Genomic DNA, 12,090 nt, shown 5'->3' on the forward strand with positions numbered 1-12,090 from the left:
TCTTCTTCGCGCAAGCGCTCATCAGCGGAACGCCGGGAGGCCGGTCAGCGCCTTGCCGATGGCCAGCATGTGCATCTCGGAGGTGCCCTCGTAGGTCAGCACGGATTCCAGGTTGTTGGCATGGCGCAGCGGCGAATACTCCAGCGTGATCCCGCTGCCGCCGAGCAGCGTCCGGCACTCGCGGGCGATCGCCAGCGCCTCCCGCACGTTGTTGAGCTTACCGAGACTGACCTGCTCCGGACTCACGCCGTCGGCATCCTTGATGCGGCCCAGGTGGATGGCCAGCAGCATGCCCTTGCCGAGCTCGACGGTCATGTTGGCGAGCTTCTCCTGGGTGAGCTGAAACCCGGCCAGCGGCTTGTCGAACACCTCCCGGGTCCGGGTGTAGTCGAGGGTCGTCTCCAGGCAGTCGCGGGCGGCCCCGAGAGCGCCGAAGACGATGCCGAACCGGGCCTCGTTGAGGCAGGACAGCGGTGCGCCCAGGCCGGTGGCGTGCGGCAGCTGAGCCGTGGCCGGAAGTCGCACCTCGTCGAGCACCAGCTCGGAGGTCACCGAAGCGCGCAGCGAGAGCTTGCGGTGGATCGGGTTGGCGGTGAATCCCGGTGTGTCGGTGGGCACCAGGAAGCCACGGATACCGTCGTCGGTCTGCGCCCAGACGGTGGCCACATCGGCGAGATTGCCGTTGGTGATCCACATCTTCGTCCCACTGAGCACCCAGTCGTCACCGTCGCGGCGGGCGCGGGTCCGCATTCCGGCGGGGTTGGAGCCGAAGTCCGGCTCGGTCAGCCCGAAGCACCCGATGGCCTCGCCCGCCGCCAGTCGGGGCAACCATTCGTCCTTCTGCTCGTCGGAGCCGAAGCGGTGGATCGAGAACATCGACAGCGAACCCTGCACGGAGACGAAGCTCCGAAATCCGCTGTCGCCGGCTTCCAGTTCCATGCACGCCAGGCCGTAGCTGACGGCATTGGTGCCCGCGCAGCCGTATCCCTGCAGATGCATGCCCAGAAGCCCGAGCTCACCGAACTTCCTTCCGAGTTCTCTTGGCAGAGTCGCAGATTCGAACCAGTCCGCGACGTGGGGTTTGAGCTGGGTGTCGACGAACTTGCGGACGGTGGCGGCGATCTCGCGCTCGTCGTCCTCGAGCAGTCGTGCGGTGTCGAACAACTCCAGTGGCGCTGGGGTGCTGGTCATCGGCGGAACTCCTAACGGTGTCTCAGAGGGCGGCGAAGCCCTCGCGCACCACACCGAAAGCCTCGGTGAGCAGTGCGTCGGAAATGGTCAGCGGTGGGAGGAAACGCAGGACGTTGCCGAAAGTTCCTGCTGTCAAGGTCAGTACGCCGTTGCGCTGGCAGTGTCGGGTGAGCGCGGCAACGGCGTCGCGATGCGGTTCGCGGGTGCCGGGCAGGACCAGTTCGGCGGCGATCATCGCGCCTCGCCCCCGGATCTCGCCGATGACGTCGGTGGTGGCGGCGATCGACTGCAGTTCGGAGACCATCCGGTCGCCGATGTCGCGGGCGCGGTTGATGAGCTGATGGTCGTTGATCTCGTCGAACACCCCGAGCGCGGCGGCGCAGGCGACGGGGTTGCCGCTGTAAGTGCCCCCGATCCCGCCCAGGTGCGCGGCGTCCATCACGTCGGCGCGCCCGGTCACCGCTGCCAGCGGCAGCCCGCCGGCCAAGCCCTTGGCGGTGGTGAGTAGATCGGGCACCAGACCGTCGTGTTCGCTGGCGAACCAGGCACCGGTGCGGGCGATCCCGGTCTGGATCTCATCGGCGACCAACAGGATGCCCCGCTCGCGGCAGAAGTCGGCGACCGACCGCAGAAAGCCCTCGGCCGGGACGATGAACCCGCCCTCGCCCTGGATCGGTTCGACGACGACGCAGGCCACGGCGTCGGCGCCGATCTGAGAGTCGACGAGCTGGGCGAACTGATCGAAGGCCTCGGCTGCGCAGTTCTGAGGCGAGGGCCAGCGGTACGCGTAGGCCATCGGCGCGCGGTACACCTCCGGGGCGAACGGACCGAAGCCGTGCTTGTACGGCTGATTCTTGGCGGTCATCGTCATCGTCAGCAGCGACCGGCCGTGGAACGCGTGATCGAACACCACGACCGCCGAGCGCCCGGTGGCGGCGCGGGCGTACTTGACCGCGTTCTCCACGGCCTCGCTGCCGGTGTTGAACAGTGCGGTGCGCTTCTCGTGGTTGCCCGGGGCCAGCCGGTTCAGGGTCTCGGCCACCTCGATGTAGGGCTCGTACGGGGTGGCCAGGAAACACGTGTGGATGTACTGCGCGAGCTGTGCGGCGGCCCTGGACACCACGGCCGGTGCGGAGTTGCCGACCGTCGTGACCGCGATACCGCTGCCCAGGTCGATGAAGGAGTTGCCATCCACGTCGACGACGACGCCGCCGCCGGCCGCGGCCACGTAGACCCCTGCGGCACTGGTCAATCCGGCGGGCAGGGCCGCGTTGCGACGGTCGGCCAGATCACGGGACCGGGGCCCGGGGACGTCGGTGCAGACCCGGCGCACCTGCGCCAGGCCGGGTCCGCCGATCGGAGGGGCTGTCATGAGTTGAGCCTAAGGACGTCGATTCGATCGGGGCAGGTCCACAGTGGACAAGGTTCGTGACGAAGATATACGGAGCGGCGATTGTCCCGACCGGGTTCGGCCTAACAGTCTGGTCCGTCGAACTCGGGACCGTAGTGTTGAACCTGACCGCGAGACTGGAAAGACCCGGTTCGTAGGACCATGAGTTAGAGGAGTGGAACACAATGAGCACATCCCTGTATGCGGTGGTTGATCCGTCGACGGGCGAGCTGGTCCAGGAGTACCCCACCGCCACCGACGAGCAGATCGAGCAGGCCGTCGCGTCCGCAGCGAAGGCGCACAAGGAGTGGTCCCGCGGATCGACCGTCGCCGAGCGCGCCGCCCTGATCCGCAAGGTCGCCGAACTGCACACCCAGCGCAAGAGTGAACTGGCCAAGATCATCCAACGCGAGATGGGTAAGCCGCTGGATCAGTCCGAGGGCGAGGTCGACTTCAGCGCCGCTATCTACGAGTATTACGCCGACAATGCCGAGAAGTTCCTCGCCGACGAGCCCATCGATCTCGTCGAGGGAGAGGGTTCGGCGTTGATCCGCCGCAGTTCGGTTGGCGTGCTGCTCGGAATCATGCCGTGGAACTACCCGTACTACCAGGTGGCCCGGTTCGCCGGCCCGAACCTGGTGCTCGGAAACACCATCGTCCTCAAGCACGCCCCGCAGTGCCCCGAGTCGGCCGCGGCGTTGCAGCAGATCTTCCTCGACGCCGGATATCCGGAGGGCGCCTACGTCAACGTCTACGCCACCAACGACCAGATCGCCGAGGTCATCGCCGACCCACGCGTGCAAGGGGTTTCGCTGACAGGCTCGGAGCGTGCCGGTGCTGCCGTCGCCGAGATCGCGGGTCGCAATCTCAAGAAGGTGGTGCTGGAGCTCGGCGGTTCGGACCCGTTCATCCTGCTCAGCTCCGACGACCTGGATTCGGCGGTGGAGGCTGCGATCGACGGACGCTTCGAGAACACCGGGCAGGCCTGCAACGCCGCGAAGCGGATCATCGTCGCCGAGGACATCTACGACGACTTCCTGGACAAGTTCACCAAGAAGGTGCTCGACAAGGCGGATGGGCTGGCCCCGCTGTCGTCGGTCGCGGCCGCCGACCGGCTCGACGAGCAGGTGAAGCGGGCCGTGGACGACGGCGCGACGCTGGTGTCCGAGGGTGAGCGCAAGGGCGCGTTCTTCCCGCCCGGCGTCCTGACCGGTGTCTCTCCCGACTCGCCGAGCTACAAGGAGGAGCTGTTCGGCCCCGTCGCGACCGTCTACAAGGTGACCTCCGAGGAGGAGGCCGTCGACGTCGCGAACGACACCCCGTTCGGGCTGGGCTCCTACGTCTTCACCACCGATGATGAGCAGGCAAAGCGTGTCGCCGACAGGATCGAGGCGGGGATGGTGTTCGTCAACGCCGTGGGGGCCGAAGGCGTCGAGTTGCCGTTCGGCGGCGTGAAGCGATCCGGCTTCGGTCGCGAGCTGGGCCGCTTCGGCATCGACGAGTTCGTCAACAAGAAGCTCATCCGCATCAGCTGAGGAGCACGCGCGTTGTAGCCTCACACCATGGAAGTACTACGCGATGTAGTTGTCCTGGTGCATCTCGTCGGGTTCGCCGTGACCTTCGGGGCCTGGGTTGCGGAGGCGGCCGCCGGTCGCTTCCGCACCACCCGGGTGATGGACTACGGACTGCTGGTGTCGTTGCTCACCGGCCTCGCGCTGGCGGCGCCGTGGCCGTCCGGGATCGAACTGAACTACCCCAAGATCGGGGTGAAGCTGGTGATCCTGGTGCTCCTGGGTGCGCTGCTGGGGATGGGCAACGCCCGGCAGCGCCGCACCGGGGAAGCGGTGCCGCGGCCGCTGTTCCTGGCCGTCGGGGCGCTGGCCTTCGCGGCCGCCGCTATCGCGGTGCTGTGGTGACCCGGTCGGCTACTGCTCGCCGAGGCCCAGCAACTCGGTGACGTGGTGGTCGCGGCCGGCGGTGTAACCGCCGTCCACGGCGATGGCCTGGCCGCTGACGAAGCTGGCGTCGCCCGACAGCAGGAACGCCGCCACGGCGGCCACTTCGTCGGCGCGGCCGAACCGCCGGAGTTTGTGCTCATGGCGTAAGCCCTCGCGCGGCACGTCCATGCCGGGAAGTCCCATGACGGAGTCGAACAGCGGGGTCTGGATGAAACCCGGGCAGATGGCGTTGGCGCGGATTCCGCTGGGGCCGTAATCGATTGCGGCGTTCTTGGTGAGCAGCACCACCCCGCCCTTGGAAGCGTTGTAGGCACTTCCGCCTGCCGTCCCCTCAAGTCCTTCGACGCTGGACAGCGTCACGATCGCGCCCCGCTCGCCGGCGACACGCTCCTGGGACACCATCTGGGCCAGGGCGGCACGCATCACCAGGAACGTGCCCTTGAGGTTGACGTCGAGCACGCGGTCCCATTCCTCGTCGGGCAGCAGGTGGATCGGACCGCCGCCACCCACCCCCGCCGAATGCACCACGCCGTCGAGCCTGCCCGCCTTGTCGACCACCGCGGCGACTGCCCGCGCAAGGGCGGCAGTGTCCATGACGTCGGCGCAGTGGTAGTCGAATGCGGACGAAAGTCCTTGCGGTGCTTCGGGAGCAAGGTCGATGCCGATCACCGAGGCGCCCTCGGCGAGCAGTCGGGCGGCGGTGGCCTCCCCGATGCCCGACGCTGCCCCGGTCACCAGAACGCCCTTGCCGGCAAGACTGCTCATCGGCACAGTATTGCGCACCTCGTGGCCGGCGAGCGCGCGCCGTTGTACGCGACTCGCCGCGCAGAGGCGTGCAAACACGCGCGCTCGGCGGACGAAGTCATCATCCACAGATCGGCATATGTATGGTGTGGTGCATGCCACATGTCACCGGCGCCGCCGTCCGCGATCCGGAACTCGCGCGGTTGACGGGTCTTCCGTTCGACGACTCCGACGAGGTGATCCGCGCGGCGGTGGATGCGGCCAGCGTGCCCGCCCTGTTGATGTCGATGGTGCACATGACCGGCGACCTCGGGCTCCTCGACGAACTGCCGGGCCCGTTCATGTTGATCGCGATGGATCTCCAGGGCGCCATGAGCGAACCCGACAAACAGACAGTGCGCGAGCGGGCTTTTGACGTCATCCGCGACTACCGCGACCGTGGCTGTCCGCCGCCGTTCATCCCCGACGAGCACCAGCTGCGCGTCATGTTGAACGTGATGTCAGCCGGTCAGGTCACCGAGGAGTTCATCGACTACATCGCCGCGGACCTGCGGGTCACCGACGTCGACCAGAAGGGGCCGGTGTTGGCCTCGACCGAACAGCAGCGGGCCGACTTCCCGGTGGTCGTCATCGGCTGCGGCGAGTCGGGTGTGCTCGCGGGCATCAAGCTCAAGGAAGCCGGAATCCCGTTCACGATCGTCGACAAGCAGTCCGGGGTGGGCGGTACCTGGTTGGCCAACCGGTATCCGGGGTGCCGCGTCGACATCGCCAGTCAGTACTACACCTACTCGTTCGAACCCACCGATCACTGGGAGCACCACTACGCCACCCAGCCGGAGATCCTGCAGTACCTCAACGACGTCACGGCGCGCTACGGGATCGCCGAGCACATCCGGTTCGAGACCGAGGTGACCGGCGCCGAGTGGGACGAGCCGACCGCCACCTGGCGGGTGCGGATCCGTTCCAGCGACGGCACGGCGCAGACCCTGTGCGCCCGGGGCCTGATCTGCGCCGTCGGCCAGTTCAGCAACCCCGTCATCCCGGACATCAAGGGCGCCAAGGCCTTCGGCGGACCATCGTTTCACACCGCCGACTGGGACGACACCGTCGACCTGTCGGGCAAGCGGGTCGCCGTCATCGGGGCCGGCGCCAGCGGATTCCAGCTGGTCCCGGCGATCGCCGGCACCGCCGCGCACATCGACGTCTATCAGCGCACGGCGCAGTGGATGGCGCCCAACGTCAACTACCACGCACCGGTGGGTGACGGCGCCCGATGGGCCACCCGGCATCTGCCGTACTACGGGCGGTGGCTGCGCTTCGTGTCCTGGTGGCCGATCGCCGACGCACTCGACGAGCAGATCACCATCGACCCCGACTGGGACAACGGTGGATTATCGGTCAGCGCAGGCAATCACACGATCCGCGAGGTGTTCGTCGCGTGGATGCAGGCCTTCGCCACCGACGAGGAACTGCTGGCCAAGGTGACGCCGAGTTATCCGCCGTTCGGCAAGCGCACCCTGCAGGACGACGGCACCTGGCTGACCACGCTGCAGCGCGACGACGTCGACCTGATCACCGACGGCGTCGCCGAGATCACCCCGGACGGTGTCGTCGACGGCACCGGTGTGCACCGATCAGCCGATGTGTTGTTGTGGGCCAGCGGTTTCGACGTCAACCACCAACTCGGGCCCATCGACGTGCGCGGGGTGGCCGGCGTCAGCCTGAACGACGTGTGGGGCGACGCCGCCTACGCCTATCTCGGGATCACCGTCAACGACTTCCCGAACTTCTTCTGTATGTTCGGCCCTGGCACCAACGCCGTCAACGGCGCCAGCCTGATCTACAACTCCGAATGCCAGATGCGCTACATCCTGGGCTGCATCGACATGGTGCTCACCTCGGGCGCCGCCTCGGCGATGCCCAAAGCCGCCGTGTGCACCGACTACGACCGGCGCAGCCAGGAGCGCCTGAAGACGATGGTCTACTCCCACCCGTCGGTCACCAGCAGCTACTACAAGAACTCCGCAGGCGAACTGCCGACGCTGTTCGCCTGGCGCATCGTCGACTACTGGAAGTGGACACATCGCCCGGACCCGGACGACTACGAGCTCAAAGCACCCAGACAACAGGAGGATCGATGACAGGACGGTTGGCCGGCAAGGTCGCCTTGATCAGTGGCGGGGCCAGGGGAATGGGCGCGTCGCATGCTCACGAGATGGTCGCCCACGGCGCCAAGGTGGTGTGCGGCGACCTCCTCGACACCGAAGGCGAGTTGGTGGTCAAGGAACTCGGCGAGAACGCCCGTTACGTCCATCTCGACGTGACCCGCTCCGAGGACTGGGAAGCCGCGGTGGCCGTCGCCGTCGGTGAGTTCGGCGGGCTCGACGTGTTGGTCAACAATGCCGGCATCCTCAACATCGGCACCGTCGAGGACTATGAACTCTCCGAGTGGCACCGCATCCTCGACATCAACCTGACCGGCGTGTTCCTCGGCATCCGTGCTGTGACGCCAACGATGAAGAATGCCGGTCACGGGTCGATCATCAACATCTCGTCGATCGAGGGGATGGCCGGCACCATCGCCAGTCATGGCTACACCGCAACGAAGTTCGCGGTCCGCGGACTGACGAAGTCGGTGTCTCTGGAGTTGGGACAGTTCGGGATTCGGGTGAACTCCGTGCACCCAGGTCTGGTGAAGACACCGATGGCCGACTGGGTGCCCGAGGACATCTTCCAGAGCGCGCTGGGTCGCATCGCCCAGCCCAGGGAGGTCAGCAACATGGTCGTCTACCTGGCCAGCGACGAATCGAGTTTCTCCACCGGGTCGGAGTTCGTGGTCGACGGCGGGGTTCTGGCCGGCTTGGCCCACAAGGACTTCTCCGCCGTCGACGTCGACCAGCAGCCCGACTGGATCACCTAAGTGTCTGTCCGGCCCTGATCCATCCGGCGGCCCAACTCCGCGCGTGAGCCGATGCCGAGCTTGCGGTAGATCTTCGTCAGATTGTGCTCGACGGTCTTGGTGCTGATGAACATCGCCGCCGCGATGTCCTTGTTCGTCGACCCGGATGCCGCCATCTCGGCGACCCGCTGCTGTGATGGTGTCAGCTGGCTGAGGTCGTCGTTGGGGGAGACGACGGTGCGCGACAGCTCAGCCTGCGCCCGTCGCGCCCACAACGGCGTACCCAGTTCCTCGAACGTCCGCAGTGCCTCGGTCAGATTGTCTGCGGCCGTGTGCTTCTGGCGCATCCGGCGCTGCAGCTGGCCCAGAATCAGCTGAGTCCTGGCCCGTTCGAAGGGCATCGGCAGCGCCTCGTGCTCGGTCATCGCCCGATACGCGGTCTGTTCGGCCGCGGCGACGTCACCGCGTGCGGCCAGCAGCATCGCCCGGCATCGCGCGCCGACCGCCAGCATCCACACGCGCCGGTGCTCGCGGCCGTTGTATTCGATTGCGCCGGTGAGGAACTCGGCATCGTCGAGTCGGCCGACACCGATCATCGCCTCGATCACATCGGGCAGATGCCAGGCGTACATCAACTCGGTCGCGGGCACCTGCCCGGTCTTCAGGAACGCCGTGTCCAGCGCCTGCAAGGCCTCGCGATGGTTGCCCAGGGACTCCTCGAGGAAGCACAGCGTCATTCCGGGCCAGTCGGCGATGTGCGACGAGCTGCGGTTCTTGGTCGCGACCATGACCCAGTGCGCATCGGCGCGGGCCTCGTCGACCCGGCCGGCGTACGCAGCGACGGCGGCGCGAACTGTCATCGGGATGATGAGAACGTCGTCCCCGCCGAGTTGTTCGGCGCGCTCGACCGCCTCGGCGGCTTCGGCGGCGGCTTCGGCGAGCTGCCCTCGCCACACGTGGTTGATCGCCAGGAACCCGGCGATGGCCATCATGTCGCTTTCGGCCCCGCGTTCGATACAGATCTCGCGCGCCGCCGTCAGCTCGCGGTGCGCCTGCTCGAGCCGGCCGGTCCACGACAGCGCGGTTGCGTGCACGAACGGCGCCCGGAAGATGATCGGCACGTCCAGGGAGCTGTCGTAGAGCTCCAGCGCCCGGTCCAGTGCGGCTTCGTCGAGGCCGCGCCCGCACTGGAAGTTCACGTGGACCGACCAGGACAGCGCGGCACTGGTGAGGCCCGGCACGCCGAGCTCATCGGCGAGTTTGACGGCATCGCGGACATGGCGGCGGGCATCGTCGAGCTCACCGATGCTGTTGAGCGCGAAGGACAACCGCAGCATGATCGTCACGGTGACGGGGACGTTGCCCACGGCCTCGTCGAGCGCCGCCCGCAGGAGATCGACGGCTTCGCCGTGCAGATTCTGGTACATCCGGATGGTCGCGAGTTGGCTCGACGCCAATGCACGCAGGATCCCGGGCTCCATCGTCTCGACCGCGACGCTGATCACCGATCCCGCCTGGGCGGTGTCTCCGGCAAGGAAGTGGTTCTCGGCCGACTTGAGGCGCCGCAGCGGGGTGTCGCCGCCGAGTCCGATTGCCAGGTCGACCAATTCGGCGGCGGCTGCCGGCGCCCCCCGGGCGCGTGCGGCGTCGGCGGCCTGGTCGAGCGCGGTCAGCACCTCCTCGTCGGCGCTCGCCGAGGCCAGCGCCAGGTGCCGCGCCCTGAGCTCCGGCTGGGTCTCGAGCTCGCTGAGCGTTCGGTGCATGGCTCGGCGCACGTTCGGTCCGGCGTCGGTGTACACGCCGCTGGCCAACACGGGATGGGTGAAGCGGACCCGGTTTCCCTCGAGGGTGACGATGCCCTCGGATTCGGCCTGCTCCACCCGCTGGACCAGGTCGGCGGTGGTGAGGTTGTTGGCGGCCGCGAGCAACTCCACCGTGGGTTCGGCCATGCACGCGACGCTGAACAACAGGTTGCGGGCGTCGTCGTCGAGCAGACCGATCCTCCTGCGCACCAGGTCGGCGAGGGTGGGCGGCAAGGACAACTCGGTGCCCGCGGTCCCGTCGTTGATGGCGCGGCCCAGCTCGAGGGCAAAAAACGGATTGCCGCCGGAGATCTCGGCGATTCGGAGCACCGTCGGACGGGAGAACGTGCGCCCGAGGCGATCGGAGATCACGGTGTGCAGTTGCCGGGTGTCCAACGGACGCACCGCGGTGCGGTTCAGCCGGTCGGGGCGGTCCAGATGCAGCCAGGTGGCGGCCGCCCCGTCTCCGGGCTCGCAGCGCTCGGTGACCAGCACGCCGAACGGACCCCGTAGGCGGCGCACAGCGAACTCGACGGCGGCCCGGCTGGAACTGTCCAGCCACTGCGTGTCGTCGATCGCCACGATCACCGGTGAGTGTTCGGCCAGTGCGTGCAGCATGGTGACGAATCCCGCCGCCACCACCCGCTGGTCGGTCGCGGGTCCGTCGGCCCCGGCGCGCAGCAGGACGCGGTCCAGCGCCAGGCGCTGCAGCGCGGGAAGCCGGGCGAAGTGCTCGGGTTGGACGTCGCTGAGCAGGTCGGCCAGCGCCGCGAAGGCCATCACCGATTCGGTCTGGCCGCCGCGCGCCGACAGCACTCTGAAGCCCCGGTCACGCGCCTCATGGAGCAGCGACAGCCACAGCGTGGTCTTGCCGATCCCCGCTTGTCCCTCGATGACCAGGCCGGTGGGCTTCGACTCCGCGGAAGTCAGAAAACCAGCAACGTGCGGGTCTGCCATCGACGACCCGCTATCGGTGGACATACTGCCCATCATCGCAGTGGGCAAAGTCGAGCGCACGACATCGGCGAGTTCGGTGATCGGGAGTTCAACGCAGCGACACGACGACCTTGCCTTTGGCGGTGCGATCCTCCAGGGAGGCGATCGCCTCGGCTGCCCGCTCGAGCGGATACACCACCGGTTCGGGCGCCGATACCGCGCCCGAGGCCAGCAGCGGTTCCAGGTCGGACCACTGCTCCTGCAGGTATCCGGGATGGGTCAGGGTCCAGGCGCCCCAGCCGACGCCGACCGCGTCGACGTTGTTGAGCAGCAACCGGTTCACCTTGATGGTGGGGATGTCGCCGCCGGTGAAGCCGATGACGAGCAACCGGCCGCCAGGGGCCAGCGAACGCAGCGAATCGGTGAACCGGTCGCCGCCGACCGGGTCGACCACGATGTCCACCCCGCGTCCGTCGGTGAGTTCCTTCACCGCGTCCTTGAACCCGTCGGCCAGCACGACGTCGGTCGCGCCCGCCGACCGTGCGACGTCGACCTTGTCCTCACTGCTAACCACGGCGATCACCCGGGACGCGCCGAATGGGGGCGCCAGTCGCAGCGTGGAGGTTCCGATACCGCCCGCGGCACCGTGCACCAGCACCGTTTCGCCATCGCGCAGCCGGCCGCGGTTCCGCAGGGCGAAGTGCACCGTCAGATCGTTGAACAACAGACCTGCGCCCGCTTCGAAGGACACCGAGTCCGGCAGGGTGAAGAGTCTTTCAGGTTGCAGCGCAACAACTTCGGCCATCGCGCCGAAGAGCATCGTCAGCCCGGCCACCCGGTCGCCGGCTTTGACGTGCGCGCCGGCGGGGGCGCTGCGTACCACGCCGGCGATCTCCGCGCCGGGGGTGTAGGGCATGGGGGGCTTGTACTGGTAGAGCCCACGGGACTGAAGCGCGTCGGGAAACGCCACCCCGGCGGCGTGCACATCGACGATCACGTCGTCGGGGGTGCCGGTGGGTTCGTCGATGTCGACCACTTTCGCCGCCGACGGTCCCTCGAGTTCAGCAATCTGTATCGCACGCATCCGTCCATTCAACCGCACCGTTCTGTGACGTCTGCGGCGGTACAGTCAGCTACGCGGCAAAGTCGCCGCGACCCGCAGAGTGCACA

9 protein-coding genes are annotated in these 12,090 nt (G+C 67.6%); 4 read left to right on the top strand and 5 right to left on the bottom strand.

Going from position 1 to position 12,090, the window contains the following annotated elements:
- Positions 1-21 precede the first annotated feature (21 nt).
- Both ABDC78_RS08705 and gabT read right to left on the bottom strand, forming a co-directional pair.
- On the bottom strand, positions 22-1,191 hold the full coding sequence (locus ABDC78_RS08705; RefSeq protein ID WP_178360753.1) for an acyl-CoA dehydrogenase family protein: 1,170 nt from the start codon (positions 1,189-1,191) through the stop codon (positions 22-24).
- Positions 1,192-1,213: 22 nt separating this feature from the next.
- Entirely contained in the window at positions 1,214-2,563 is a 1,350-nt protein-coding gene (gene gabT / locus ABDC78_RS08710; protein ID WP_178360752.1) for a 4-aminobutyrate--2-oxoglutarate transaminase, read from the bottom strand.
- 203 nt (positions 2,564-2,766) lie between these two features.
- Between gabT and ABDC78_RS08715 the strand changes: the two genes are divergently transcribed.
- Both ABDC78_RS08715 and ABDC78_RS08720 read left to right on the top strand, forming a co-directional pair.
- Entirely contained in the window at positions 2,767-4,116 is a 1,350-nt protein-coding gene (locus tag ABDC78_RS08715) for an NAD-dependent succinate-semialdehyde dehydrogenase (protein ID WP_178360751.1), read from the top strand.
- A gap of 27 nt (positions 4,117-4,143) precedes the next feature.
- The gene (locus ABDC78_RS08720) at positions 4,144-4,497 is read left to right on the top strand and encodes a Fe-S protein (protein WP_178360750.1); all 354 of its coding nucleotides are present in this window, start codon (positions 4,144-4,146) and stop codon (positions 4,495-4,497) included.
- A gap of 9 nt (positions 4,498-4,506) precedes the next feature.
- Here ABDC78_RS08720 and ABDC78_RS08725 read toward each other — a convergent pair whose 3' ends face one another.
- Positions 4,507-5,304 carry an SDR family NAD(P)-dependent oxidoreductase gene (locus ABDC78_RS08725; RefSeq protein ID WP_178360749.1) on the bottom strand — a complete coding sequence of 266 codons (798 nt, stop codon included), beginning with the start codon at positions 5,302-5,304 and terminating at the stop codon, positions 4,507-4,509.
- 134 nt (positions 5,305-5,438) lie between these two features.
- Here ABDC78_RS08725 and ABDC78_RS08730 point away from each other — a divergent pair, with 134 nt between their 5' ends.
- Both ABDC78_RS08730 and ABDC78_RS08735 read left to right on the top strand, forming a co-directional pair.
- Positions 5,439-7,424, top strand: a complete 1,986-nt coding sequence (locus ABDC78_RS08730) for an NAD(P)/FAD-dependent oxidoreductase (RefSeq protein ID WP_178360748.1) — start codon at positions 5,439-5,441, stop codon at positions 7,422-7,424.
- Positions 7,421-8,203, top strand: a complete 783-nt coding sequence (locus ABDC78_RS08735) for a glucose 1-dehydrogenase (RefSeq protein WP_178360747.1) — start codon at positions 7,421-7,423, stop codon at positions 8,201-8,203. Before ABDC78_RS08730 ends, ABDC78_RS08735 begins: the two co-directional genes overlap by 4 nt.
- On the opposite strand, the gene ABDC78_RS08740 is transcribed toward ABDC78_RS08735, so the two are convergent.
- Positions 8,200-10,965, bottom strand: a complete 2,766-nt coding sequence (locus ABDC78_RS08740) for a LuxR family transcriptional regulator (RefSeq protein ID WP_178360746.1) — start codon at positions 10,963-10,965, stop codon at positions 8,200-8,202. The genes ABDC78_RS08735 and ABDC78_RS08740 overlap by 4 nt on opposite strands.
- Before the next feature lie 64 nt (positions 10,966-11,029).
- Positions 11,030-12,004, bottom strand: a complete 975-nt coding sequence (locus ABDC78_RS08745; protein WP_178360745.1) for an NADPH:quinone oxidoreductase family protein — start codon at positions 12,002-12,004, stop codon at positions 11,030-11,032.
- Positions 12,005-12,090: the final 86 nt, after the last annotated feature.

The sequence above is a fragment of the Mycobacterium sp. DL genome (assembly GCF_039729195.1).
Lineage (GTDB): Bacteria > Actinomycetota > Actinomycetes > Mycobacteriales > Mycobacteriaceae > Mycobacterium > Mycobacterium hippocampi_A.

What these genes read in the sequence shown, in the direction of transcription:
- ABDC78_RS08720 (WP_178360750.1), top strand. Translation starts at nt 4,144, where the DNA reads ATGGAAGTACTACGCGATGTAGTTGTCCTGGTGCATCTCGTCGGGTTC.
- gabT (WP_178360752.1), bottom strand. Translation starts at nt 2,563, where the DNA reads ATGACAGCCCCTCCGATCGGCGGACCCGGCCTGGCGCAGGTGCGCCGG.
- ABDC78_RS08705 (WP_178360753.1), bottom strand. Translation starts at nt 1,191, where the DNA reads ATGACCAGCACCCCAGCGCCACTGGAGTTGTTCGACACCGCACGACTG.
- ABDC78_RS08715 (WP_178360751.1), top strand. Translation starts at nt 2,767, where the DNA reads ATGAGCACATCCCTGTATGCGGTGGTTGATCCGTCGACGGGCGAGCTG.
- ABDC78_RS08740 (WP_178360746.1), bottom strand. Translation starts at nt 10,965, where the DNA reads ATGTCCACCGATAGCGGGTCGTCGATGGCAGACCCGCACGTTGCTGGT.
- ABDC78_RS08730 (WP_178360748.1), top strand. Translation starts at nt 5,439, where the DNA reads ATGCCACATGTCACCGGCGCCGCCGTCCGCGATCCGGAACTCGCGCGG.
- ABDC78_RS08735 (WP_178360747.1), top strand. Translation starts at nt 7,421, where the DNA reads ATGACAGGACGGTTGGCCGGCAAGGTCGCCTTGATCAGTGGCGGGGCC.
- ABDC78_RS08745 (WP_178360745.1), bottom strand. Translation starts at nt 12,004, where the DNA reads ATGCGTGCGATACAGATTGCTGAACTCGAGGGACCGTCGGCGGCGAAA.
- ABDC78_RS08725 (WP_178360749.1), bottom strand. Translation starts at nt 5,304, where the DNA reads ATGAGCAGTCTTGCCGGCAAGGGCGTTCTGGTGACCGGGGCAGCGTCG.